This is a genomic window from Streptomyces sp. NPDC005866, from assembly GCF_040629895.1.
GTDB lineage: Bacteria > Actinomycetota > Actinomycetes > Streptomycetales > Streptomycetaceae > Streptomyces.
Genome location: NZ_JBEXWP010000004.1, coordinates 120,790 through 145,197 on the forward strand (window position 1 = coordinate 120,790; position 24,408 = coordinate 145,197).

The window sequence follows — 24,408 nt, forward strand, 5'->3', positions numbered from 1 at the left end:
GCCGCCTGGAGGAACCGTGTTCCGCAGCGAGTACGCAGACGTCCCGCCCGTAGAACTCCCCATCCACGAGGCGGTGCTGGGCCGGGCCGCCGAGTTCGGTGACGCGCCCGCCCTGACCGACGGCACCGACGGCACCACCCTCACGTACGCACAACTGGACCGGTTCCACCGCAGGATCGCCGCCGCCTTCGCCGACGCGGGCGTCCGCAAGGGCGATGTGCTCGCCCTGCACAGCCCGAACACGGTCGCCTTCCCGACGGCGTTCTACGCGGCCACGCGCGCGGGCGCCGCCGTCACCACCGTGCACCCGCTCGCCACGCCCGAGGAGTTCGCCAAACAGCTCAGGGACTCCGCGGCCCGCTGGATAGTCACCGTCTCACCACTGCTGGAGGTTGCCCGCCGGGCAGCCGAACTCGCCGGCGGCATAGCGGAGATATTCGTCTGCGACAGCGCGCCCGGGCATCGCTCGCTGATCGACATGATCGCCGGGGACGCCCCCGAACCGCACGTCGACATCGACCCCGCCGAGGACCTCGCCGCACTGCCCTACTCCTCCGGCACCACCGGCATCCCCAAGGGCGTGATGCTCACCCACCGGCAGATCGCCACCAACCTCGCCCAGTTGGAACCCCCCGTCCCCACGGGCCCCGGCGACCGCATCCTCGCCGTACTCCCCCTCTTCCACATCTACGGCCTCACCGCGCTCATGAACGCACCTCTGCGGCTGGGTGCCACCGTGGTCGTACTGCCCCGCTTCGACCTGCAGACCTTCCTAGCGGCGATCCAGAACCACCGCATCACCGGCCTGTACGTCGCCCCGCCGATCGTCCTCGCCCTCGCCAAGCACCCCCTGGTCGAGCAGTACGACCTGTCCTGCCTGAAGTACGTCATGAGCGCCGCCGCACCCCTGGACGCCCGCCTCGCCGCCGCCTGCTCGCAACGCCTCGGCCTGCCGCCCGTCGCACAGGCCTACGGCATGACGGAACTGTCGCCCGGCACACACGTCGTCCCGCTCGACGCCATGCACCAGGCGCCGCCCGGCACCGTCGGCAAGCTCATCCCCGGCACCGAGATGCGGATCGTCTCCCTCGACGACCCGCACAAGGACCTCACCACCGGCGAACCCGGCGAGATCCTCATCCGCGGCCCCCAGGTCATGAAGGGCTACCTCGGCCGCCCCGACGCCACCGCCGCGATGATCGACACCCACGGCTGGCTGCACACCGGCGACGTCGGCCACGTCGACGCCGACGGCTGGCTGTTCGTCGTCGACCGGGTCAAGGAACTCATCAAGTACAAGGGCTTCCAGGTGGCCCCCGCCGAACTGGAGGCACTCCTGCTCACCCACCCGGGCATCGCCGACGCCGCAGTCGTCGGCGCCTACAACGAGGACGGCAACGAGATCCCGCACGCCTTCGTCGTCCGCCAGCCCACCGCCCCCGACCTCACCGAGAACGAGACCATGCTCTACGTCGCCGAACGCGTCGCGCCCTACAAACGCGTCCGCAAGGTCACCTTCATCGCCGGAGTGCCCCGCGCGGCCTCCGGGAAAATACTCCGCCGCGAACTGCGCGCACTGCGCGAACCCGGGCGGACCGGGGAACCCGGGGAGCGGCCATGACGTTGATCGGACAGACACGCGCGCGTGCCGTCGCCACCCTCAGCCTCGACTCCACCCCCAACCGCAACGCCCTGTCCGCCGCCCTCGTCACCGAACTCGCCGAGGCCCTCACCGACTGCGCCAAGGACCCCGAGATCCGCGCGGTCGTCCTCACCCATACCGGTACGACCTTCTGCGCCGGCGCCGACCTGCGCGACCCACCCCACCCCGACGCCCTAGTCGGCCTCCTCCGCCAGATCGTCGAACTCCCCAAACCGGTCGTCGCCCGCGTCACCGGCCACGTCCGCGCCGGCGGCCTCGGCCTCCTCGCCGCCTGCGACATCGCCGCCGCCACCACCGAAACCACCTTCGCCTTCACCGAGGTACGCATCGGAGTCGCCCCCGCGGTCATCTCCCTCACCCTCCTCCCGCGCACCGACCCCCGCGCCCTCGCCCGCTACTACCTCACCGGCGAACGCTTCGAAGCCCCCGAGGCCGTACGCCTCGGCCTGGTCACCACCACCGCCGACGACGTCGACACCGCCCTCGAACCCATCCTCGACGGCCTCCGCCGCTCCGCCCCCCAGGCCCTGGCCGCAACGAAACAGCTGCTCACAGCTAGGGTGCTGGAGACATTCGACCGGGACGCGGCCGCCCTGACCGCACTCTCGGCCCGGCTGTTCTCCTCCGACCAGGCCCACGAGGGGATGACGGCCTTCCTCGAACGACGGGATGCGGCGTGGGTGGTGTGAGTACGGCGGAACGCGCGCGCGGACCTCAACAGGACCGCGCCCCCAAACAGGACCGCAGCCGGGCCACCCGGCAACGGCTCCTGGAAGCCGCCGTGGCCTGCCTCGCCGAACACGGCTGGGCAGGCTCCACGGTCGCCGTCGTCGCCGAACGCGCCGGCGTCTCCCGGGGCGCCGCCCAGCACCACTTCCCGACCCGCGAGGACCTCTTCACGGCCGCCGTCGAATACGTCGCCGAAGAACGGTCGACAGCCCTGCGCGCCCTGTTCCCGCAGGGCGCGGCCCAAGACCGCCGAGCCGTGGTCCACGCCCTCGTCGACCTCTACACCGGCCCCCTCTTCCGCGCCGCCCTCCACCTGTGGGTCGCCGCCTCCAACGAGGACCAGCTCCGCCCCCAGGTCACCGAACTGGAAGCCCGAGTGGGCCGCGAGACCCACCGCATCGCCGTCGACCTCCTGGCCGCCGACGAATCCCGTCCGGGCACCCGGGAGACCGTCCAGGGCCTACTGGACATGGCAAGAGGCCTGGGCCTGGCCAACCTGCTGACCGACGACGGGGCGAGGAGAGAACGCGTGGTGGCCCAGTGGGCAGCACTGCTGGACGAGGTCCTGGGCTGAGCGCCACCCGCAGTCGCCCACGCGCCCCGGGCAGCCCCCTCAATGGGCGATATCCACATACCCCTCGATGTCCTCGGGCTTCCTCGGCCCCGGCCCCACGTACTCCGCCGACGGCCGCACCAACCGCCCCGTGCGCTTCTGCTCAAGAATGTGCGCGGACCACCCAGCCGTGCGCGCACACGTGAACATCGACGTGAACATGTGCGCCGGCACCTCCGCGAAGTCCAGCATGATCGCCGCCCAGAACTCCACGTTGGTGGCGAGCACACGATCCGGCCGGCGGTTGTGGAGTTCCTCCAGCGCCGCCTTCTCCAACGCCTCCGCGATCTCGAACCGCGGCGCCCCCAGCTCCCGGGCCGTCCGCCGCAGCACCCGCGCCCGCGGATCCTCCGCCCGGTACACCCGGTGCCCGAACCCCATCAGCCGCTCACCCCGGTCCAGGGCCTGCTTGACGTAGGCCTCCGCGTCCCCGGTCCGCTCGATCTCCTCGATCATCCCCAGCACCCGGGACGGCGCACCCCCGTGCAACGGCCCCGACATGGCGCCCACCGCACCCGACAGCGCGGCGGCGACATCCGCGCCGGTGGAAGCGATGACACGCGCGGTGAACGTGGACGCGTTCATGCCGTGCTCGGCGGCGGAGGTCCAGTACGCGTCGACGGCGGCGACATGCCTGGGATCCGGCTCACCGCGCCAGCGGATCATGAACCGCTCCACCACCGAGTTCGCCTTGTCGATCTCCTGCTGGGGCACCATCGGCAGCCCCTGCCCACGCGCGGACTGGGCGACGTACGACAACGCCATGACCGCGGCCCGTGCCAGGTCCTCCCGGGCCTGCGCCGCGTCGATGTCGAGAAGGGGCTTGAGCCCCCACACCGGGGCGAGCATGGCGAGCGCCGACTGGACGTCCACCCGGATGTCACCCGAATGAACAGGAATCGGGAACGGCTCGGCAGGCGGCAGACCGGGATTGAAGGCACCGTCGACCAGCAGCCCCCAGACGTTCCCGAACGAGACGTGCCCGACCAGATCCTCGATGTCGACACCCCGGTACCGCAGGGCACCCCCCTCCTTGTCCGGTTCGGCGATCTCCGTCTCGAACGCGACGACTCCTTCGAGCCCAGGTACGAAGTCGGACATGGGGCGGCTCCTCATGAGGTGTACGGCGGAGGCACCTGCACCATAACGCCGAGTGCCAGAGTTGGGGAGCCCCAGCGGCACTCAGTGCCACGATAGCTCTGCGCCACATGTGGCCCCGACCCATATGTGCATACGGCAAGATGACCGCGTGACCGACCCCGACGCCGCCGCCTCCGACCCCATCCTCAACCCCGCGCTGATGCGGAAGCACTATCGGGCCGAGGGCCTCGACGAGAACGACCTCGCCGCACACCCCATGGACCAGTTCAACCGCTGGTTCGAACAAGCCGCGCGGGCGGCCGCCGACGGCATGATCTACGAACCCAACGCGATGATCGTCTCCACCGCCGACACCGAGGGCCACCCCAGCTCACGCACGGTCCTGATGAAGCACTACGACACCCAGGGCTTCGTCTTCTACACCAACTACGACTCCCGCAAGGCCCAGGACCTCGCCGCGAACCCCCACGTCTCGCTGCTCTTCCCCTGGCACGCGATCGCCCGTCAAATCATCGTCACCGGCACCGCCCGCCGCACCGGCCACGACGAGACCGCCGCCTACTTCCGCACCCGCCCGCACGGCTCCCAACTCGGCGCCTGGGCCAGCACCCAGTCCTCGGTCATCCACTCCCGCACCGAACTTGACACCGCCTACGCCGAACTGAGCGCCCGCTATCCCGAGGGCGAACAGGTCCCGGTCCCCCCGCACTGGGGCGGCTTCCGCATCGCACCCCGCACGGTCGAGTTCTGGCAGGGCCGCCACAACCGCCTCCACGACCGCCTCCGCTACGTCACCGCCCCCGACGGCACCTGGCACGTGGAACGTCTCAGCCCCTGACATTCCAGCGGGCCAGACAACGCAGACGACCCGCGAGCTCGAGGTCCCTCCGCCATACGGCGAAGAAGCCGGCCGGACGTACCGGCGAGCTCGCGGGTCGGGTGACTGCCTGGGATTGGGCCGGCTGCACGCGTCTGTCACGTGCTGGTCCGGCACCGCACTGGGTGTGGTGACGGGCCGCTAGCCCGCAGCCACCTCACGCGTCCGGTTTTCATACATCTGCCGAACCACCTCCCTTCTCGTGTGCCCCACACACTAAGAAGCTGCCGGAGCCGGCTCAAGTGTTTTTTTGAGATGCCTGCCGCCACGGCTTCTCGCGGGTGTCGTCTAGCGTTTCGTACATGACAGTGCGGCAGGTGATTCTCGGTGGTTCCGTGTTCGAGGAGCGGATCGGGTATGCGCGGGCGGTGGTGGACGGGGACTGGGTGCATGTGTCCGGGACCACCGGGTTCGACTACGCCACCATGACCATCTCCGAGGATGTGGTGGAGCAGGCCGAGCAGTGTCTGCGGAACATCGGGGCGGCGCTGGCCGAGGCGCGGTGTGGGTTCAAGGATGTGGTGCGGGTGCGGTATCTGCTGCCCGCGCGGGAGGATTTCGAGCCGTGCTGGCCGGTGTTGCGGCGGGTGTTCGGGGATGTGCGGCCGGCCGCGACGATGATGGTGTGCGGGCTGGCGGATCCCCGGATGAAGATCGAGATCGAGGTGTATGCGCGGCGGGCGGCAGTGGGGGAGGGGGACGCGTGAGGGGTGTGCTGAGGGTCGTTCCCGTGGGCGGGGACGAGGCGCTGGAGGAGTGGCGGTACGTGCACAACGTCGCCGTACCGCCTGCCGCGGTGTGGGCGGGGAGGCGCGGGAGCGGCTGGCCCGGGGGTACAGGTTGGAGAACGCGTATCTCGGGGACGTTCTCGTGGGGTGTTCGACCGTGCGGCCCGTGATCGCGCGGGTGCTGCCGGGGTTTCGGCGGTGTGGGTTCGGCAAGTCGTTGTACGAGCGTGGGCTCGCGCACGCGCGCGTGCGGGGTGCCGAGGCCGTCGAGACGTGTGTGCCGGCCGTTGACGAGGACGGGCTGCGGTTCGCCGGGCGGTGCGGGTTCGTCGAGGTGGAGCGGTATGTGCTCGACGGAGGGAACGATGAGTGGGTGGATCTTCGGCTCGGGCTGTGAGCGGCGGCTTGCAACGATTCCTTCAATCTTGTGGGAACAAGGTGTGGGCTGCGTCACGTTCGAGTTGAATGAAGGGCAGCGAGTAACCGACGCGCCGTGCGTGCGGACGCAGCCGGATGGGGGTCCAGGTGAGTGCTTCCCGGCGTAGTGGGACCACCGACGAGCTGGGGCCCGACGAGCCCGAGCCGGAACCGGAGCGGGACGGTCCGGAGGACTCGGGCGGCTCAGACCTGCTCGCCGCCCTGCTTGACGGCATGGACGCGGCCCTGTGCGCCTTCGACGCGGACGGCGTCGTCACTCACTGGAACCGTGAGGCCGAGCGGATCCTGGGGTGGACGGCGGCCGAGGCGGTGGGACGGCACGGGTTCGCCGGTTGGGCGGTGCGCGAGGCGGATGCCGACGAGGTCGAGGGGCGGCTGCTGTCGGCCATGCACGCCCCGGGGCGCCAGGTGCACGAGTTCGCCCTGCTCACGAAGGACGGCGGGCGGGTGCTGGTCCGCACGCAGTCGGCGGCCGTGCGCGGCCCGGACGGGAAGCCGGCGGGTGTGTACTGCGCCTTCAGCGAGGTGCACACGCAGATCGACCTGGAGCGGTCGATCGCGCTGAGCGAGGCGCTGTTCGAGGACGCGGCCTGGGGTGTCGTACTCGTGGACGCGGATCTGCGGCCCGCCGTCGTCAACGCGCATGCCGCGCGGGCGCTCGGCATCGGGCGTACGTCGGGGCTGGGGCGCCCGCTCGGGGAGCTGCTCGCGCAGGGTGTGGAGGATCTGGAGGGCGCGCTCACGCATGTGCTGGCCGAGGGCGCGCCGCCCGCGCCGGCCGAGATGTGGGTGAGCGTGCGGGCGGAGGATGGCGGCGAGCAGCGGCGCTGCTGGCGGTCCGGGTTCCTGCGGCTGGCGTCACCGCTCGCGGAGGAGCCGGTGCCGCTCGGGGTCGGCTGGCTGTTCCAGGACGTCACGGAGGCCAAGCAGAGCGAGCAGGAGGCGGCCATGCTGCGCTTCCGCGCGAACCAGCTGCATCGTGCGGGCCGCGCGGCCGCCGAGTGCGAGGATCCGGTGGAGGCGGCCACCGTCCATCTGGACTTCGCGCTGGCCGGGTTCGCCGATCATGCGGTGGTCGACCGGGTGGTGGGCGGTGCCCGGGAGGACGGGGACGTGGGTCCGGTGCGGCTGGTGCGGATCGCGGCCACGCCCTCCGGGGCGCCGGGGCCGAGCCTGCTGACGGGCGCGGCGGGGCTGCCGGTGCGCTATGAGGAGGGGCATCCGGCGCTGCAGTGCGTGGCGCGGGCCGGGAGTGTGCGGGCGGACGCCGGTTCGGTGCCGGCGGACCGTGCGCGGGCGTGGGCGCTGGACCGTCAGTGGCCGGGGGACGCGGTGCACGCGTTGTGCGCGGTGCTGCGCAGCCGTGGGCGGACGCTGGGCGTGCTGACGTTCCTGCGTGGGTCGGGGCGCAGCCGCTTCGAGCGCGTGGACGCGACGTACGCGGAGGACGTGGCCGTGCGGATCGCGACGGCGCTGGATCTGGCTCAGCTGGCGAAGGAGCAGCAGCAGTAGAAAGAGCAGCGGCGGTGCGGCCGTAGCGGCGTGTCAGTGCTGGTAGAAGATCCGGTCGCCGTACTCCTGGAACATGCGGGCGTTCCACTCGTGGCCGCCGTCGACGTTGCCGGAGCGCAGCAGCGGGGGTTCGATGCCGCGGTCGGCGAGGGTGGCCGCGGTGGTGGCCAGCACCGCCTGGAGCAGGGCGCTGGTGACGACCGTGGAGGCGGGGGCGAAGGGCGCCGGGATGGTGTCGAGGGTGAGTTCGGCGTCCCCGATGGCGATCTTCGAGTCGAGTACGACGTCGCAGTGGTCCTTGAGGTACGTGCCGGAGGAGTGCCGGGACGTGGTCTGCGCGGCGTATGCCACGGAGGTCACGCCGATGATGTTGGCGCCGCGCGTGCGGGCGGTGACGGCCATCTCGACGGGCAGGGCGTTGCGGCCGGAGAGGGAGATGATCACGAGGGTGTCGCCGGCGCGCAGGGGTGAGGTGTCGAGGACGGCGGTGGCGAGTCCGTCGACGCGTTCCAGGCGGGAGCCGAGGGTGGCGGGCATCACGTCGACGCCGACGAGACCGGGGGCGGCGAGGAGGTTCATGAGGGCGAGGCCGCCCGCGCGGTAGACGACGTCCTGGGCGGCGAGGGAGGAGTGCCCGGCGCCGAAGGCGAACAGCCGGCCGCCGGAGGTGACGGTGTCGGCGAGGAGGGTGCCGGCGGCGGTGATGGCCTCGGCCTCCTCGTCGCGGACGCGTTGCAGGAGGCCGATGGCGGCGTCGAAGAACAGGTCGGCCGGTGTGCCGTCGCTCATGCGGTGCCCCTTTGCGCGGTCGACGCCGTTGTCTGTGTCGCGGATGTCTGTGTCGCGGATCACCCTCCGGTCTGGACCATCTCGGTGTCAATACGGCCGGGGGCGGCGGTGGTGGGCCGGGATGCGCGGCCCCTCCGTTCTCCCGGCGTCCCCCGCTTGTCAGTGGGATCCGGCAGAATTGGTGGCAGGGCCAGCGCACGCACGCACGCGGCCGGCTTCCGGCAGAGGTAATCGAGGGGCACGTATGTCCGGACTGATCGACACCACGGAGATGTATCTCCGCACCATCCTCGAGCTCGAAGAGGAAGGCGTGGTCCCCATGCGCGCCCGCATCGCGGAGCGGCTCGACCAGAGCGGGCCGACGGTGAGCCAGACGGTGGCGCGGATGGAGCGGGACGGTCTGGTGTCCGTCGCCAGCGACCGCCATCTGGAGCTGACCGACGAGGGCCGCCGGCTGGCGACGCGCGTGATGCGCAAGCACCGGCTCGCCGAGTGCCTGCTGGTCGACGTGATCGGCCTGGAGTGGGAGCAGGTGCACGCCGAGGCGTGTCGCTGGGAGCACGTGATGAGCGAGGCCGTGGAGCGGCGGGTGCTGGAGCTGCTGCGCCATCCGACCGAGTCGCCGTACGGCAACCCGATCCCGGGCCTGGAGGAGCTGGGCGAGAAGGACGGCGCGGTTCCGTTCCTTGACGAGGGCATGGTGTCGCTGGCCGACCTGGACCCGGGCGCGGACGGCAAGACCGTGGTGGTACGCCGGATCGGGGAGCCCATCCAGACCGACGCGCAGCTGATGTACACGCTGCGGCGGGCGGGTGTGCAGCCCGGTTCGGTGGTGAGCGTGACGGAGGCGGCCGGCGGGGTGCTGGTGGGCAGCGGCGGCGAGGCGGCCGAGCTGGAGGCGGACGTCGCCTCCCATGTGTTCGTCGCGAAGCGCTGAGCACTGAACCAGCTGAGCACTGAACCAGAGGGTCGTTCAACTTCCGTTTCTCGTGCGGAAGTTGGCGCCCTCCTTCGGTGTCGCTCCCGGGTTTGTCGAACGTGTCGAATCCAAGACCCGGTGCGCCGAATCGCAGCGCTCGAACGTTTCGCGTGCGAGGCTGTCGCGAGAGGCATATGACCTGAGGGGGCCGGGAGGATGTGCCGAAGGCATGGGAATGGATCTGGGGTCGGCCCCGGCACCCTTCGGTGCCGGGGCCTGTCCTCCCCAGTTCTGACCCGGAGCCCCGAGCTCTCAGGGTCATCCCCTCGGACCGTCTTCCCCGAGCGGTCCGCCCCCCGCAGAACAAATCCCCCTGGCGGCGCCGATCATGCCTGGGGAGGGGTCACTCGAACGAGGGGTGTTGCCCGCAGGGACCCGATTTTCGAATAGGTATTCGATAGTCTGCAGCGGTACCGAAGCATCACGAAGCGATACGAGGCGACACTAGGCACGCGGAGCTAGGGGGGTGCCAGGCCCATGGCACGACGCATCGACGTGACAGGAGCCGGCGGCGTATACCTCGCCGCCTGGGAGTTCGCGGACCCGCCCAAGAAGGACGATCCGGAGCCGCCGCAGGGCGACCGCGCCGACCCGGACCACTCGGTCCCCGGCGTGCTGTTACTGCACGGCCTGATGGGCCGCGCCTCGCACTGGGCCTCCACCGCCCGCTGGCTCTCCGACCGGCACCGGGTCGTCGCACTCGACCAGCGCGGTCACGGCCAGAGCGACAAGCCCCCACAGGCCGCTTACACCCGTGAGGCGTACGTGGAGGACGCCGCGGCCGCCATCGAGCAGCTGGGCCTCGCCCCGGCCGTGCTCATCGGCCACGCCATGGGCGCGCTGACCGCCTGGCAGCTCGCCGCCAAGCGCCCCGAACTGGTCCGGGGCCTGATCATCTGCGATATGCGGGCCTCCGCGCTGGGCGCGGCCTCGCAGCGCGAGTGGGCCGAGTGGTTCAGGTCCTGGCCCGTTCCCTTCACCACGCTCGCCGACGTACGCAAGTGGTTCGGCGAGGACGATCCCTGGGTGGAGCGGCCGAACCCGGCACGCGGGGAGTTCTACGCCGAGGTGATGCACGAGGGCGCCGACGGCTGGCGGCCCGTTTTCGACCCCGGCCAGATGCTGAAGTCCCGGGAGACCTGGGTGTACGACGCGCACTGGGAGGAACTGGCCCAGGTGCCGTGCCCCGCGCTGGTCGTACGCGGGGTGGACGGGGACCTGGGGCGTGCGGAGGCACAGGAGATGGTGCGGGTCCTTTCCAAGGGGGAGTACGCCGAGGTGGCCGAGGCCGGGCATCTGTTGCCGTATGACCGGCCGGAGGCTTGGCGGGCGGCTGTGGAGCCGTTTCTTGATCGGGTGGGGGAATGAGGGGCGCCTGTTGGTGGCGATAGCCGCACGTCGATACAGCCCCGCGCCCCTTCCGGGGCGCTGCAGTCACCCCCTGCTGACAGCTGTAAGGATCTCCGGCACGTAGGCGGCCGCGCGCGGTGCCGCCAGGCGCAGCCCCGTCCAGGTGATCGTCGCCCCATAAGCCGCCCCCACCGGCAACAACACCCACGTCCAGCCCGCCCCGCCCGCGCTCACGTTCAGTGCGATCGTCAGGGCGATGAGGGGGGCGCACAGCAGGGCCGCCGACACCATGCCGCCGAAGATCGCGATCCAGGCGAGGCCGGTCTGGCCGGGGGCGACGTTCTTGTGGCCTTCCTGGGGGATGGAGTACGGGAAGCGGGCCGACGTCCAGGCACCGGTCGCCAGCATCGCGCCGAGCAGGGCGAAGGACAGGCCGAGCACCTCGGGCAGCCGGGGCCAGTCGCCCAGCATGGCCGTGGTCAGGACGGTCACCAGCGTCGCGTACGGCAGGGTGATCACCAGCAGGGCCAGCGCCCGCCCGCGCAGTTCGACATAGGCGTCCCGCGGGGACGAGATGGTCATCGCGACCATCCAGAAGGCGGAGGTGTCCTGCCCGAACTGGTTGTACATCTGGATGCCGAGCATCCCGGCGGCGAAGCACGCGAAGTAGATGGACCCGGTGCCCTGCAGGGCGTTGAACACCGGCACGATCAGCCCGATGGCCAGCGAGGTCACCCACGCGGCCTTGGTCTTCGGGTCGCGCCAGACATAGCGCAGGCTGCGCGCCATCACCGTTCCGGTGCGGCCTGAGGGCAGCAGCCGGCCCAGGCCCGCGCCGTCGGAGGAACGGCTCCGCCCGGCCGAGTCGGGCGCCTGGAGCGTCGAGCCGTCCGGCGAGGTCATCAGCCGGGTCAGGGTCCGCGCCCACGCGCCGATCAGCAACACCAGCGCGACGACGGACAAGCCCAGTTGCGCGGCGGCCGTCCCGTACGACCCCTCGCTCGCCGAGTGCACGGCGCCGATCGCCGACGCCGGCGGCAGCCAGCCCACCACGTCGGCCACCGGCGCGAGCTCCCCGAGCCCGGCCGAACCCAGGCTCCGAGCCCCGAAGTTGACCAGTTGCGCGCCGATCGCGATGACCAGGCCGCTCAGTACGGCCAGGTCCCGCCCCTTGCGGCTGCTGAGCAGCCGTACGTTCGCGGCGGCCACGGCCCGCGCGAGGGCCACGCAGATCAACAGCGCGACGGCGACGGCGACGACCGCGACGCCGTACCCCGCCGACCCGTGCGCCACGGACACCGCACAGCCCACCAGCAGCAACAGCGAGAACAGCGGGCCGACACCGACCAGGGAGGCGGCCAGCAGGGCCCGTACCAGCGGTCGTGGCCGCAGCGGGAGCATCACCAGGCGGGTCGGGTCCAGGGTCTCGTCACCGCTCGGGAAGAACAGCGGCATCACCGCCCACCCGAGGGCCAGGACGGCCGCACCCAGCACGGCCACGGCATCCGCGTGCGCATGCCCGCGCAGCACGACCAGCCCCAGCAACTGCAACGCTCCGAACAGCAGCGCGATGACGGCCGACGCGACGAACGCGGCCCGCCGGCCACCGGACTGCCGAAGCCCGTTGCGCAACAGCGACAGCTTCAGCCGTACGACGGTGGAGGTCACATCCGTCATCGGGCCGCCCCGCCGCCCAGCCAGTCCAGGTCCGACCCGGCGTCCCGGCCGCTCGCCCCGACGAGTTCGAGGAACGCGGCCTGGAGGGTGGCGTGCGCCCCGCGCACGTCTTCCAGGGTGCCCGTCGCGCGGATCCGACCGGCGGCCATCACCGCCACCCAGTCGCACAGCGACTCGACGAGTTCCATGACGTGGGAGGAGAAGACGACGGTCGCGCCGGAGGATGTGTAGCGCTCCAGGACGCCCCGGATGGTCTGCGCGGACACCGGGTCGACGCCCTCGAACGGCTCGTCCAGGAAGAGGACTTCGGGGTTGTGGAGGAGAGCGGCCGCGAGCCCGATCTTCTTGCGCATGCCGGTCGAGTAGTCGACGACGAGTTTGTGCTGGGCTCCGGCGAGATCGAGCACGTCCAGGAGCTGGGTGGCCCGCTTGTCGACCTCGGCGCCGGGCAGCCCGCGCAGCCGGCCGCTGTAGCCGAGCAGTTCACGTCCGGAGAGTCGTTCGAAGAGCCGTAGTCCTTCGGGCAGCACGCCGATGCGGGCCTTCACCGCCACCGGGTCCCGCCACACGTCGTGCCCGACGACCTCGACGCTCCCCTGATCCGGCCGGAGCAACCCGGTCACCATGGAGAGGGTGGTGGTCTTCCCGGCTCCGTTGGGCCCGACCAGCCCGACGAACTGTCCGGCGGGCAGCGACAGATCGATCCCGCCGACGGCCACCTGTTGCCCAAAGCGTTTCCAGAGCCCACGAACACGAACGGCATCGGTCATACCAGAACCCTACGGCCAGGCCGATTTCAGGGGCACGGGGAACCACGCACCTCAGCGGTCCCGCCCGCACGCATAAGCCAGCGCCGAGATCAGCTCCTCCGCGTCCGGCAGCCACCTGTTCGCCGGCGTCGGCCGGCTCGCCCACTGCACCGCGCCCCGCGACCCGTACCGCGTCGGCGGTGCGGGCACGTACGCGCCCTCGCCCAGCGCCGTAAGGTCCAGCGACGCAGGCGACCAGCCCAGCTTCCGTACCAGATCCGGCACCTTCACCGCCGCACCCGGCAGCACGAAGAACTGCATCCGCCGGTCAGGGGTGAGCGTCACCGGCCCGAGCGTCAGCTCCATCCGCTCCATGCGCGCCAACGCGAGAAACCCGGCCGTCTCCGGGACGGACAACGCGTCGAAGGTCCGCCCCGTCGGCAGCAGGATCGACGCCGTCGGCTGCTTCTGCCACATCCGGCGCGCCACCGTCGTACTACCGGTCGCCTGCGTCGCCCAGTCCGGACGCGCCGCATGCGCGCCGGGCGCCGCGCACACCACCTCCCCGCAGGAACAGCGCTGCACCCCCTCGACCGCTTCCAGCCAGGTGCCCGGGAAGACGTCCCAGTGGCGCTCCTCGGCGTAGCGGACGGCGGTCTCCAGCAGCGATTCCCCGCGCTGCTTCGGAATCTGAGCGGCTTCGGTGCCGACGATCGTCTCTTCCACGCCCAACACAACTCCCTCACCCACCTGGAGTTACGGGCGTAGCGCGCGCGGGGGAGGAGCATCGATTCCGCAACCGGGGCGCATGGATGCACGTGTGGGGGCGCGCAGGAGGAACCGGGGCGTGAGCGGGTAGTCAGAAGTGGGGGGTTGGCAGCGGTCGTACCCGCAATTCCGCCGCCTTTACCCGGCAATCCTCGCATGTCCCGCATTTTCGGTATGTCCGCTGGGCAGTGATCGTCAAGGCCGGATCTTTTCCCTACAGGGAGTTCGCAGGGGGTACGCCATGGCCGCAAGGCCGCTTGTCGCGCGGCAGCCGAACGAACGGTTGCAGGCGCTCATCCAGGAGGCGGGGTGCTCGAACGCCGGGCTCGCCCGCAGGGTCAACATGTGCGGCGCGGAGCACGGTCTCGACCTGCGGTACGACAAGACGTCCGTGGCCCGCTGGCTGCGCGGGCAGCAGCCGCGCGGCCGGGCGCCCGCGATCATCGCCGAGGCGCTGGGCCGCAAGCTGGGCCGCACGGTCACGATCGACGAGATCGGCATGGCCAATGGCAAGAACCTCGCGTCGGGCGTCGGTCTCCAGTTCTCGCCGACGGTACTGGGGGCCATCGAGCAGGTCTGCGAGCTGTGGCGCAGTGACGTGGGCCGCCGGGACTTCCTGTCCGGCTCCTCGGTCGCCGCGTCCGCGTTGGTCGAGCCCAGCCGGGACTGGCTGATCTCGGCGCCGGACGCGCAGGTGGCTCGGCAGGCCGGGCCGAGGGTCGGGCAGTCGGACGTCGCGGCCGTGAAGGCCATGACACAGGCGCTCACCGACCTGGACCACCAGTACGGCAGCGGGCACATGCGCCCGGTCGTCGTGCACTACCTCAACAGCGTGGTCTCCGGGCTGCTCGCCGGGTCCTACCGGGAGTCCGTGGGGCGGGAGTTGTTCGCCGCCGTCGCCCGGCTCACCGAACTCGCCGGGTACATGGCCGTCGACACCGGTCAACCCGGGCTCGCCCAGCGGTACTACATCCAGTCGCTGCGTCTCGCGCAGGCGGCCGGCGACCGTGGCTACGGCGGCTATGTGCTCGCCGCCTCCATGAGCCATCTCGCCGCACAGCTCGGAAACCCGCGGGAGATCGCCCAGTTGGCGCGGGCGGCGCAGGAGGGGGCGCGCGGGCACGTGACCCCGCGCGCGGAGGCGATGTTCTACGCGGCCGAGGCCCGTGGGCACGCGTTGCTGGGCGACGCGCGGTCGGCGCAACTGGCGTCCGGGCGCGCGGTGTCGGCGATGGAGGCGGCCGATCCGTTCTCCGGGGACGACCCGGCGTGGATCGCGCACTTCGGCGAGGCCTATCTCGCCGACGAGTTGGCGCACTGCCACCGGGACCTGGGCCAGGCCGAGGCGGCCGCGAGGAGCGCGGAGCAGTCGCTGGCCGGGCACCCCCGGACGCGGGCGCGGCGCCGCGCGATCGGCTATGTGCTCCTCGCCACGGCGCAGGTGCAGCAGCGCGAGATCGAACAGGCCTGTGCCACCGGGCTGAAGGCGGTGGAACTGCTGGAGACCGTCCGTTCCAACCGGGGAGCCGAGTACCTGGAGGACTTCCAGCAGCGCCTGGAGCCATTCCGGGACGAACCGGTCGTCAGGGAGTTCGGCGCCCGCCTGGATCTGCAGGCGGCCGCATGAATTCATGCCCCGCGGCTGCGTGAACGTGTGGGAAACCACACCTTGCCGTTCAGGAGGCGGCATATACAGCGCACCGCGGGGCGGTTTTGTTACTGCTGTCACCGGGAAGAAGATCGCCCCCTTGGGCGCGTGGCACCCGGCTGAGGGGACCCGGTAGCGTGAGCCGACGATTCCCAAGGTCCCCCATTCGTAGGAGTCCCGGTGACGCAGAGTGGACAGGGCGAGCCCGCGCGCGAAGGCATCGTGCTGCCCTCCGACGGCGGCGAGCCCCTGCTGCCGGGCATGACGGGCGTTCCCGTCCCCATATCGCAGCCGCCCGCGCCGGCCCCGGCCCCGACCACCGCGCCCTCCGAGGGCCAGGCCTGGGGACAGCCGTGGGGGCCCGGCCACCAGCACAGCGCGCCGCAGCCCCAGCAGGGCTGGCCGCAGGCGGCCGGCCAGGAGTGGAACACCCCGGAGCAGCCGCCCGCCTGGAACGACCAGGCCCACGCCACCCCGTTCCCGTCCCAGTCCCATGCCTCCGGCGCCGGCCCGCTCCCGCCGGAGGGGGCGCCCGCCCCGTCGTACGGCGGCTACGAGCAGTCGTACGGCTACGGCGCGCAGCCCCAGCAGTCGTACGGCGCCCCGCTGCCCCCGGCCGCCGGCCAGGACCCCTACGGCGCTCCGGGCGCCGCGCTGCCGCCCGCCGTCCCGCACGGCAGCCACCCCGGCGCCCTGCCGGCCGCCGACGAAGGCGCCACCCAGTACATCCCGCCGGTGCCCGCCGCGCCGGTGGACGAGGGGGCCACGCAGTACATACCGCCCGTGGCGGCGGCCCCCGAAGGGGCCACCCAGCTGATCCCGCCGATGGGCCCCGGTGCGCTGCCGCCGGAGAGAACCAACGAGCAGACCACCTTCCTGGGCCGGCAGTCCGCCCCCGCCGCGCACCCCGACGCCGAGGCCACGCAGTACATCGCGCCGTACCCGGCCGGTGGCCCGCAGGACGCCGACCGGCAGCCGCCCGCCGAGTTCGACAACCTCTTCCGCAGCACGCCGGGCGGCGCGCCCCCGGCCGCGCCCACGGCCCAGATGCCGCGCTACCAGCAGCAGCCGCAGAACTTCCAGCAGCCGCCCGCGTACACCCCGCCCCCGCCGTCGTACGACGGGGACGGGGGTGGCCGGGGTGGTCGTACCAGGTCGAAGGTGCCGTTGATCGCGGCCGTCGGGATCGGGATCGTCGTCCTCGGGGTCGGGGCCGGGGCCCTGTTCAGCGGGGGCGGCGGGGGCTCCAACGACGCCAACAAGACGGTCGCCGCGACCGTCTCCGCCACCGACGGGTCCTCGTCGAGCGCGGCCGACCCGGCGAAGGCGCAGGCCACCGCCCTGGACAAGCTGCTCGCCGACAGCGGCAGCAGCCGGGCCACGGTGATCGGCGCGGTCGCCAATGTGAAGCAGTGCAAGAACCTGGACGGCGCCGCCGCCGATCTGCGCACCGCCGCCACGCAGCGCGCCGCGCTGGTCACCCGGCTGTCCAAGCTGTCCGTCGACAAGCTGCCGAGCAACGCCGAGCTGACGGCCGCCCTCACCGAGGCCTGGCAGGCCTCCGCGAACGCGGACAACCACTACGCGGCCTGGGCCGACCAGGCCAAGGGCAAGCACGGCTGCCGCAAGGGCCAGGCCCGCACCACCGGCCAGACCGCGGCCGGCAACCGGGAGAGCGGCACCGCCAGCTCCCAGAAGGTGAAGGCGGCCGCGCTCTGGAACACGATCGCCGGCAAGTACGGGCTGACCCGGCGGCAGCCGACCGAGCTCTGAGAGCGGGTCGGCCGGGAGAGCCGGTCAGCCGAGGTCGGCGTTCTCCAGGATCTTCGTCATGTCGAGGGCGTTCTTGTTCGCCGACCGGAGCAGGCCGTCCTTGACGGTCTGGACGTTCACGTCGGTGTTGGCCAGCCGGGAGAAGCCGGCCGCGGCCAGCTTGCCCTGGTAGGGCCAGGACAAGGGCGGGGTGAGGCCACCGGTGGAGGCCTTCAGGCCGCCGTTGAGGGTGCGGCGCACACTGTCGGAGCTGACCTCGCCGGTGCCGATCTTCTTCAGGACGGCGGTCAGGACCTTGTAGGCGACCCAGGTGGTCTGCACGCCGGCGTTGGCCGGGTCGATCCGGTTGTCGCCGAAGGCCTCCTTGCTGATGACCTTCTTCATCTCGTCCCACCGCGAGTCCGAGGCCACCGGGTACCAGCCGGTGATGTACGACCCCTCGTACGGGCCGGACGCACCGCCGGTGGAGTTGATCACCGTCTGGTCGACGCTGCCGACCTCGGCGGCCGTCTTCACCTTCGGGTAGTCCTGGCGGGCACGCTGGAAGCTGTCCATGAAGGTGGCCGTGCGGTCACCGAGCTCGGGCACCACACAGCCCGTCTTCAGCGAGTCCGAGGTGGCGTTCCCCAGCGCCTTCTGCGACTGCTGGTCGTACTCGCTGAGGTTCTCGGCCGCGCGCTGGTCGATCGACTTGGCGTGACCGCCGGCCTTGAGGCCCGAGTCGAGCAGCTGGGGCAGCTGGTCGCCGGCGATGCTGTCCGGGCGGACCAGGGTCACCGGGCCGCAGGAGCCGGCCAGCGCCTCCCCGAGTCCGGCCAGCAGGGTGAGCTGGCCGCCGTTGACGGGGTAGGAGACGGGGCTGGTGAACTCCTGGTTCGACGCCCCGTAGCCGCCTATGTAGGGGATGGCCGCGCCTTCCAGCGGGGCGAAGTAGGAGTCGCCGAACTGGCTGTAGGAGCCGACGACGGCGACGACGTTCTGGTCGGCCGCCTTCTGGGCGCAGTTCGCGGCGCCCACGCTGGTGTTGTTGTCGTTGCAGGTGAGCAGCTTGAGCTTGCGGCCGCTGATGCCGCCCTGGGAGTTGATCCAGCGGACGATGGCCGACGCCATGGCGGGCATGCCGGGCTTGTTGGTGGCGCTGGTGTTCTGGGGCGCCCAGGTCATCACCTTGATCTCGTCGTCCCCCGAGCCCGACAATCCTGGGATGACCCCACAGCCGGCGGCCAGTGACGCACAGGCCGTCATGGCCACCGCGGACATGGCGGAGGCTCTGACGCGCCGGTGAGTCGTGGGGAGGATGGTGCTGAGGGTGTGGCGCCTGCCGGTCATGGACACGCACGATTCCGTCACATCACTAACCGGCGAGTTCCCCATGATCAACAAGGGGTGACGTGCGGGTGAATTACGGGGGCCGGTTAAGAGCGTGTGGCGAGGAACGTACGATCGATGACCGTGCAAGGTTCGGAGAACTCTTCCCGTCGCGGCCGTCGCTCCTCCACCATGGGCGGCATGCCACTCAATGACATGCCGTGGTGGCGCTGGCGCAGCAATGTGCGCTCCGCGCTGCACATGCTTTCCGACCCGGACTTCCAGCGGAACGTCTGGCTGGCCGGCCAGGACGGGTACGGCGATGTGACCGACGCTGTCTACCGGCTGGTCGAGGACACCTGGCTCGACAACTGGTCCGCCGAGAAATACGTCGGGACGATATTCCGCGACTCGCAGGAGGCGGCGCTCGTCGACACCGCCGTGCTGCGGGTGCTGCGGATCATGCACCAGGTCGGGCCGGACGCGCCGGTCTCCGCGTACCTCGAGCACCAGGCGTGGCCGGACGCGGTCCGGGCGGCCCGGGACGCGCACGTGCGCCTGGCGGCGAGCGACGGCGACGACCCGGACATTCCGCCGCGCAGCCTCGAGGTGCTGCGGATCATGACACGGGCGGCGTGAGTCCGCGGAGCGGACGCGGACGCGGACTCTGAACGACGGGCCGGCTGCGGAGGTCCGCGGAGCGGACAGGGGCCGACGGGGGCGGCCGGGCATGAGATTCTGTGGTGCATGACTGAGCAGTCCACCCGAGCCCAGGCCGCCCTGGCCGACCAGTACGTCCTCACCCTCTCCTGCCCGGACAAGAAGGGCATCGTGCACGCCGTGTCGAGCTACCTGTTCATGACCGGCTGCAACATCGAGGACAGCCAGCAGTTCGGGGACCACGACACGGGTCTGTTCTTCATGCGCGTGCACTTCTCGGCCGAGGCGCCGGTGACGGTCGACAAGCTGCGGGCCAGCTTCGCGGCGGTCGGTGACTCCTTCCACATGGACTGGCAGATCAACCGGGCCGACGAGCGGATGCGTGTCGTCCTGATGGTCAGCAAGTTCGGGCACTGCCTGAACGACCTGCTCTTCCGCGCGCGTACCGGCGCGCTGCCGGTGGAGATCGCCGCGGTGGTCTCCAACCACACCGACTTGGCGGAGCTGGTGGGCTCGTACAACATCCCCTTCCACCACATCCCGGTGACGAAGGAGACGAAGGCGGACGCGGAGGCGCGGCTGCTCGAGTTCGTCCGTGAGCAGGACGTCGAGCTGGTCGTGCTGGCCCGCTATATGCAGGTCCTCTCGGACGACCTGTGCAAGCAGCTCAGCGGCCGGATCATCAACATCCACCACTCGTTCCTGCCGAGCTTCAAGGGCGCGAAGCCGTACCACCAGGCGCATGCGCTGGGCGTCAAGCTGATCGGGGCGACGGCACACTACGTCACGGCGGACCTCGACGAGGGGCCGATCATCGAGCAGGAGGTCGAACGGGTGGGCCACGGCGTCACCCCGGACCAGCTGGTCGCGATCGGGCGCGACGTGGAGTGCCAGGCACTGGCGCGGGCGGTGAAGTGGCATGCGGAGCGCCGCATCCTGCTCAACGGCCGACGGACGGTCGTCTTCGCCTGACGGATGTCACCGTAAGGGGCGCGGGGAACTGCGCGACCAGCCACGCACCACCCGCAGTCGACGTGCCACAGAACCACCCCGCTCCTTGGGCGAACGGGCGCCTACATCCTGCTCAAACTCGCCGCCGCGAACAGCACGTCCCTGATCGCCGCCCTGTCTCCCAGCTGCCCCGCGGCAGCGTCCTCCGGCGGTACGTGCCCCGCGGCCAGCCTGCAGAACTCCACGTCGTCCAGCGCCACATGCGCCACCTCGAACTCCGTCGAGCCCACCGCCCCCGGCGAGTCCAGCGGGATGAGCCACTCGCCGCCCCCGTTGCCCTCGATCTCCAGCCGCAGGCTTCGGCCCGGCTGTCCCGCGGGGACCAGGTGCGGGGTCGGGCCGGGCGCCGCCAGCCCTGCCTGCCGGCGCGCCGCCAGCGCACCGGGAAGCATCCGCGCCGCGAGGTCGATCATCCTGTGCAGATGCCTCGCGGCCGGCGGCCCGTAGGGATAGTCCACGGCATCCGCGATGTCCTCCGCGTGCACCCAGCACTCGAAGGCGCGGTCCAGCATCGCGTCGTGCAACGGCAGGGCGAAGTCGCCGTACGACACCCCGAGACGCCCGGCGCCGCCGCCGGTGAAGGAGACGGTCTGCACGAGCCGGTGGCTCTGCTCCCGCCAGGGACCCCGCACCGCACGGGTCGGCGGGAAGTGCGAGGCCTCCCAGAAGGCCTCGGTACGGGCGGAGGGGCCCTGCGCGGGCAGCTCTCCGACGGGGTCGTCCAGGCCGAGCGCCGCCGCCACCAGACCGTCCACGGACAGCAGGTGCGCGATGACCCCGGCGACCGTCGTACGGCGGCTCGTCGTCGCCGCGCCGTCGAACCAGCGCAGCCGTACAGGCGTGTGCCACTCCGCGTCGGCGATGTCCTGGAGGAGGGCGTCCAGGCGGGCGGTCTCGGCGTCGTAGGGCGCCGCCCACTCGGGGACCGGGATACGTGGCGGCCGGCGGTCCAGGCAGGCCTCCAGGACGCGGGTGCGCAGGCCGGGGTCGAGATCGAGGCTCTCCGGCTGGTGCAGCAGGCCGACCGCCTCGCGCAGCCGTCGCGCCTCGTCCGCACAGGAGCCGCAGTCGCCGAGATGGACCTCGACGGCGAGGGCCTCCGCCGCCGAGCAGGCGGCCAGCGCCCAGGCCCCGAGGAGCGACTTCAGGACATCGTGCGGCAACTCCAGCGGTACGGGCAGCAGCTCGTCCAGTTCGGGCAGCGGCCGCCCGCCGTCCTCGACGGAGGCCCGCGGCAGCGGTACGCGCGGCCGCCCGCCCGGCTCGGCGTCGCTGCCGGGCGGCACGTCACCGTCTCCGGAGCCCGTGCCGTGCGCCTCGAAGGGGTCGGTGCCGCTCACACCGCACCTCCGTATCCGGGCGGTCTCCCGGCGTCGTGCGCGGTGGACAGCAGTTGCAGTCCGAGGCGCAGCCGGCGGCGGGCCTCGTCCTCGGTGACGCCGAGGTCCACCGCGGTCCGGCGGTAGTCACGGCGCTGGAAGTAGGCGAGGTCCAGGGCGGCGCGCAGTGGGGTCGGCATGGAGTGCACGATGTAGTCCGCGCGGGCGGCGACGGAGGCGCGCCGCACCTTGCGCTCCAGCTCCTCCCTGGCCTCCGAGCCGGTGTCGCCCGGGGTGAGCGCCGCGGTCTCGGTGGCCCTGAGGCGCCGCACGGCGAGCCGGTGGGTCAGCGCGGCGACCCAGGAGCGCAGCGGGCCCTGCCTGGGGTGGTAGGCGTCCGGATGCTCCCAGACATGGGCGAAGACCTCGCGGGTTATGGAGTCGGCGGCCCCCTCGTCCCCGAGGACGCGGTGGGCGAGGCCGTGCACGAGCGAGGCGAAGCGGTCGTAGAGCTCGCCGAGGGCGGCCGCCTCGCCGCGCGCGAGTCGCTGCTGCATCTTGCGGTCCCAGCGGGGCGGTACGTCCTTCTTCGCCATGCGGCCCCCTCCCCGTGCCCGACTCCAGCGTGTCTCCACAGTCTCCTCGAATGTAGTCGGCACGTCCGACAGCGCACGCCCCTTTATGGCAATGCGCGCCCCCTGAGGGACCGCGGGTGGTAGTGGACCCCTCTTCATTCGTGCCCGATCGAACCCTCCGTTTCCGATCGAACAGGATCGTCAGTGACCGAAACAAGACCCTTCTTGATCGTCTCTCGTTTGTCATTCGTGGTTTCGGGGAACGGCCGCTGGGCAGCCGCGCGAAAAGAAGCGAAGGAACTGGCTCCGTTTCCGGGCGGTTCCGGAGATCCGGCGAGCGAAGGGCTGAGCCGTGGCTTTCAAGGTGACCGGCGTCGAACAGGGTGAGTGGGCCGTGCTCGGGGTGTCGGGCGAACTGGACCTGGTGACCTCGCCGGTGCTGCGCCAGCGGGTGCACGACGCGGTGGCCGAGGGCCATCACAGCCTGGTCCTCGACCTCTCCGACGTCTTCTTCTGCGACTCCAGCGGGGTCGGCGTCCTCATCGCGGCCCGCCGCCTGATCCGCTCCTGCCGGGGCCGGCTGCGGCTGATACTGCCCGCTCAGGGCGCGAGTGACGGTTCTCACGTCAACCGGGTCCTGGGCGCGCTCGGTGTACGACGGCTGTTCGACGTGTACCCCGACATGGACAGCGCGGTCAGCGACGAGGAGGGCCCGCTCTCGGCGTAGCCGGCTCCGCGCCCTCCATGGCCGGCGACCGCGGCGCACCCTTCATAGCCGACGATTACGACAGTGCCACATTGTTGTCGCAGAATTCCCCCGGTCTTGGCACAAGGGTCGTTTTCCGGCTCACCGGCCGCCGCCCGCGTCGTACGCTCGCTGGGAGAGGAACCCCCACGTCACGTAAGGCGGCCCGAACAGACATGGTCAGCACCGAGTACGAGCGACGGATCGCCGCCCGGTTCGCAACCTTCGACCAGGACGGCAACGGCTGGATCGACCGCGAGGACTTCAACTCGGCGGCCAAGGCACTGCTCGCCGAGTTCGGCGCCCCCGCCCGCTCCGACAAGGGCCAGGCCCTGTACGCCGGTGCGGAGGCCTTCTGGCAGGGCATGGCGGCCATGGCGGACCGGGACGGCGACCAGCGCATCACCCGCGAGGAGTTCGTGAGCGGCGCGGTCAAGCGGCTGCACGACAATCCCGACCGGTTCGCCGAGATCGCCCGCCCCTTCCTGCACGCGGCCCTGGCCCTCGCGGACACCGCCGGCGACGGCACGGCGCCCGTCGCCGACACCGTGCGCGTGCTGCGCGTCCTCGGGGTCCCCCCGGAAATCGCGCAGACGGTCGCGGCCGGCCTCGACATCGACGGCGACGGGAAGGTCGCGGAGGCGGAGATCGTCCCGGCGTTCGCCCGGTACTTCACGATCCCGGAGTAGGGCTCCCCCGCCCGGGAATCTCCCGGCTCCCGGCCCGGAAGTCTCCCGGCTCCCGGCGCCGAAGTCGCCGAGAACCGCTCGCGCAGCTTGTACTTGAGCAGCTTGCGCAGGGTCTCGTTGCGCGGAAGGGCGGCCATCACCTCCAGCCGCTCCGGCAGCTTGTGCACCGACAGCCCTTCCCCGCGCAGGTACGCCACCACCTCCGGGAGCGTCAACGCGGCGGCCCCCGGCGGCTGTTCGACCACCGCGCACACCAGCTCCCCGCGCTCCGCGTCCGGCAGCCCCATCGCCGCGCCTCCCACCGCCGGATGCGCGGCGAGCAGGTCCTCGATCTCCTCGTCCATGGCCGAGAGCAGCCAGCCCCTGCCGTCAACTGACGAGTGGTCAGATCTTAGATACTGTCGCCTTGTCGGTCCAGGGGTGCGGACATCGCGGCGGCCCGGCTGCTCGCCGACGAGGCCGCCGTGCGCGGCGCCCGGGACTGCCTCCAGGTGCACGGCGGGAGGGGCTTCACCTGGGAGGCGGAGGTGCATCTGCACATGAAACGGGCCTGGTTAAGGGCTCAACGCGGTGAAGGTGTCACGGAGAGTGAGGAAAGCTCGCCGCCGCATTGCTCGGGTGAGTGTTCGAAACGGCTCTGGTCTGCGGAATCGGAGGTCCTGGCGCGCCGATGTCACGGATTGTGGCATATCGGCATCACGGAGCGT

23 protein-coding genes and 2 pseudogenes are annotated in these 24,408 nt (G+C 71.4%); 16 read left to right on the forward strand and 9 right to left on the reverse strand.

Translation table 11 applies throughout. From position 1 onward, the window contains the following. Positions 1–16 precede the first annotated feature (16 nt). Genes ABZ396_RS07470 through ABZ396_RS07480 form a run of 3 tightly spaced genes read left to right on the forward strand, consistent with a single transcriptional unit; the run spans position 17 to position 2,966 of the window. Positions 17–1,621: a 4-coumarate--CoA ligase family protein gene (locus ABZ396_RS07470; protein WP_358916628.1), complete on the forward strand. Its 1,605-nt coding sequence runs from the start codon at positions 17–19 to the stop codon at positions 1,619–1,621. Then, positions 1,618–2,352, forward strand: a complete 735-nt coding sequence (locus ABZ396_RS07475) for an enoyl-CoA hydratase family protein (protein ID WP_358916629.1) — start codon at positions 1,618–1,620, stop codon at positions 2,350–2,352. The genes ABZ396_RS07470 and ABZ396_RS07475 overlap by 4 nt, the downstream gene beginning before the upstream one ends. After that, complete coding sequence (locus tag ABZ396_RS07480) at positions 2,340–2,966, forward strand: TetR/AcrR family transcriptional regulator (protein WP_358916631.1); 627 nt, start codon at positions 2,340–2,342, stop codon at positions 2,964–2,966. Before ABZ396_RS07475 ends, ABZ396_RS07480 begins: the two co-directional genes overlap by 13 nt. A 39-nt stretch (positions 2,967–3,005) precedes the next feature. Here ABZ396_RS07480 and ABZ396_RS07485 read toward each other — a convergent pair whose 3' ends face one another. Further along, positions 3,006–4,106 (reverse strand): citrate synthase 2, encoded by a 1,101-nt coding sequence (locus tag ABZ396_RS07485; protein ID WP_358916633.1) that lies wholly within the window; start codon positions 4,104–4,106, stop codon positions 3,006–3,008. Positions 4,107–4,230: 124 nt separating this feature from the next. Here ABZ396_RS07485 and pdxH point away from each other — a divergent pair, with 124 nt between their 5' ends. The 4 genes from pdxH (at position 4,231) to ABZ396_RS07505 (ending at position 7,661) form a co-directional block, all read left to right on the forward strand. Beyond that, entirely contained in the window at positions 4,231–4,944 is a 714-nt protein-coding gene (gene pdxH / locus ABZ396_RS07490) for a pyridoxamine 5'-phosphate oxidase (RefSeq protein ID WP_358916635.1), read from the forward strand. A gap of 341 nt (positions 4,945–5,285) precedes the next feature. Next, a complete protein-coding gene (locus tag ABZ396_RS07495; protein ID WP_358916637.1) occupies positions 5,286–5,690 on the forward strand; it encodes a RidA family protein in 405 nt (134 codons plus the stop codon). A gap of 178 nt (positions 5,691–5,868) precedes the next feature. Then, positions 5,869–6,108, forward strand: a complete 240-nt coding sequence (locus ABZ396_RS07500; protein WP_358916639.1) for a GNAT family N-acetyltransferase — start codon at positions 5,869–5,871, stop codon at positions 6,106–6,108. Between the two features lie 128 nt (positions 6,109–6,236). Then, positions 6,237–7,661, forward strand: coding sequence for a PAS domain-containing protein (locus tag ABZ396_RS07505; protein WP_358916641.1), 1,425 nt, complete (start codon positions 6,237–6,239; stop codon positions 7,659–7,661). Between the two features lie 33 nt (positions 7,662–7,694). Here the strand turns inward: ABZ396_RS07505 and ABZ396_RS07510 are convergent, their stop codons facing one another. Then, positions 7,695–8,450, reverse strand: coding sequence for an SIS domain-containing protein (locus tag ABZ396_RS07510; protein ID WP_358916642.1), 756 nt, complete (start codon positions 8,448–8,450; stop codon positions 7,695–7,697). Positions 8,451–8,694: 244 nt separating this feature from the next. Between ABZ396_RS07510 and ABZ396_RS07515 the strand changes: the two genes are divergently transcribed. Together ABZ396_RS07515 and ABZ396_RS07520 are read left to right on the forward strand one after the other, a co-directional pair. Beyond that, positions 8,695–9,387 carry a metal-dependent transcriptional regulator gene (locus tag ABZ396_RS07515; protein WP_358916643.1) on the forward strand — a complete coding sequence of 231 codons (693 nt, stop codon included), beginning with the start codon at positions 8,695–8,697 and terminating at the stop codon, positions 9,385–9,387. Positions 9,388–9,906: 519 nt separating this feature from the next. Then, the gene (locus tag ABZ396_RS07520; RefSeq protein ID WP_358916645.1) at positions 9,907–10,797 is read left to right on the forward strand and encodes an alpha/beta hydrolase; all 891 of its coding nucleotides are present in this window, start codon (positions 9,907–9,909) and stop codon (positions 10,795–10,797) included. A 66-nt stretch (positions 10,798–10,863) separates the two neighbouring features. On the opposite strand, the gene ABZ396_RS07525 is transcribed toward ABZ396_RS07520, so the two are convergent. The 3 genes from ABZ396_RS07525 to ABZ396_RS07535 are packed head-to-tail and all read right to left on the reverse strand — an operon-like array spanning position 10,864 to position 13,940. Next, a complete protein-coding gene (locus tag ABZ396_RS07525; protein WP_358916646.1) occupies positions 10,864–12,456 on the reverse strand; it encodes a transporter in 1,593 nt (530 codons plus the stop codon). Continuing rightward, positions 12,453–13,226, reverse strand: a complete 774-nt coding sequence (locus ABZ396_RS07530) for an ABC transporter ATP-binding protein (RefSeq protein WP_358916648.1) — start codon at positions 13,224–13,226, stop codon at positions 12,453–12,455. The genes ABZ396_RS07525 and ABZ396_RS07530 overlap by 4 nt, the downstream gene beginning before the upstream one ends. A 51-nt stretch (positions 13,227–13,277) precedes the next feature. Further along, complete coding sequence (locus ABZ396_RS07535) at positions 13,278–13,940, reverse strand: bifunctional DNA primase/polymerase (RefSeq protein ID WP_358916650.1); 663 nt, start codon at positions 13,938–13,940, stop codon at positions 13,278–13,280. A 274-nt stretch (positions 13,941–14,214) separates the two neighbouring features. On the opposite strand from ABZ396_RS07535, the gene ABZ396_RS07540 reads away from it, so the two are divergent. Both ABZ396_RS07540 and ABZ396_RS07545 read left to right on the forward strand, forming a co-directional pair. After that, positions 14,215–15,600 carry a transcriptional regulator gene (locus ABZ396_RS07540; protein ID WP_358916652.1) on the forward strand — a complete coding sequence of 462 codons (1,386 nt, stop codon included), beginning with the start codon at positions 14,215–14,217 and terminating at the stop codon, positions 15,598–15,600. Positions 15,601–15,801: 201 nt separating this feature from the next. After that, on the forward strand, positions 15,802–17,394 hold the full coding sequence (locus tag ABZ396_RS07545) for a hypothetical protein (RefSeq protein WP_358916654.1): 1,593 nt from the start codon (positions 15,802–15,804) through the stop codon (positions 17,392–17,394). A gap of 24 nt (positions 17,395–17,418) precedes the next feature. Here ABZ396_RS07545 and ABZ396_RS07550 read toward each other — a convergent pair whose 3' ends face one another. Next, positions 17,419–18,723, reverse strand: a complete 1,305-nt coding sequence (locus tag ABZ396_RS07550) for an ABC transporter substrate-binding protein (protein ID WP_358916656.1) — start codon at positions 18,721–18,723, stop codon at positions 17,419–17,421. A gap of 117 nt (positions 18,724–18,840) precedes the next feature. Between ABZ396_RS07550 and ABZ396_RS07555 the strand changes: the two genes are divergently transcribed. Together ABZ396_RS07555 and purU are read left to right on the forward strand one after the other, a co-directional pair. Beyond that, positions 18,841–19,341, forward strand: a complete 501-nt coding sequence (locus ABZ396_RS07555) for a hypothetical protein (RefSeq protein WP_358916658.1) — start codon at positions 18,841–18,843, stop codon at positions 19,339–19,341. Positions 19,342–19,449: 108 nt separating this feature from the next. Next, on the forward strand, positions 19,450–20,334 hold the full coding sequence (gene purU / locus ABZ396_RS07560) for a formyltetrahydrofolate deformylase (protein ID WP_358916659.1): 885 nt from the start codon (positions 19,450–19,452) through the stop codon (positions 20,332–20,334). A gap of 101 nt (positions 20,335–20,435) precedes the next feature. On the opposite strand, the gene ABZ396_RS07565 is transcribed toward purU, so the two are convergent. Together ABZ396_RS07565 and ABZ396_RS07570 are read right to left on the reverse strand one after the other, a co-directional pair. Then, positions 20,436–21,659, reverse strand: coding sequence for a maleylpyruvate isomerase N-terminal domain-containing protein (locus ABZ396_RS07565; RefSeq protein WP_358916733.1), 1,224 nt, complete (start codon positions 21,657–21,659; stop codon positions 20,436–20,438). Positions 21,660–21,709: 50 nt separating this feature from the next. Continuing rightward, on the reverse strand, positions 21,710–22,288 hold the full coding sequence (locus ABZ396_RS07570) for a sigma-70 family RNA polymerase sigma factor (RefSeq protein ID WP_358916661.1): 579 nt from the start codon (positions 22,286–22,288) through the stop codon (positions 21,710–21,712). 331 nt (positions 22,289–22,619) lie between these two features. Between ABZ396_RS07570 and ABZ396_RS07575 the strand changes: the two genes are divergently transcribed. Both ABZ396_RS07575 and ABZ396_RS07580 read left to right on the forward strand, forming a co-directional pair. Continuing rightward, positions 22,620–22,994 carry an STAS domain-containing protein gene (locus ABZ396_RS07575; protein ID WP_358916663.1) on the forward strand — a complete coding sequence of 125 codons (375 nt, stop codon included), beginning with the start codon at positions 22,620–22,622 and terminating at the stop codon, positions 22,992–22,994. A 194-nt stretch (positions 22,995–23,188) separates the two neighbouring features. Further along, positions 23,189–23,701 (forward strand): EF-hand domain-containing protein, encoded by a 513-nt coding sequence (locus tag ABZ396_RS07580; protein ID WP_358916665.1) that lies wholly within the window; start codon positions 23,189–23,191, stop codon positions 23,699–23,701. A gap of 68 nt (positions 23,702–23,769) precedes the next feature. On the opposite strand, the pseudogene ABZ396_RS07585 reads toward ABZ396_RS07580, so the two are convergent. After that, positions 23,770–24,054 (reverse strand): annotated as a pseudogene (locus ABZ396_RS07585) (cyclohexanecarboxylate-CoA ligase); the annotation flags it as partial. Positions 24,055–24,126: 72 nt separating this feature from the next. Between ABZ396_RS07585 and ABZ396_RS07590 the strand changes: the two are divergent. Beyond that, positions 24,127–24,297, forward strand: a pseudogene (locus tag ABZ396_RS07590) (acyl-CoA dehydrogenase family protein); the annotation flags it as partial. Between the last annotated feature and the right edge of the window lie 111 nt (positions 24,298–24,408).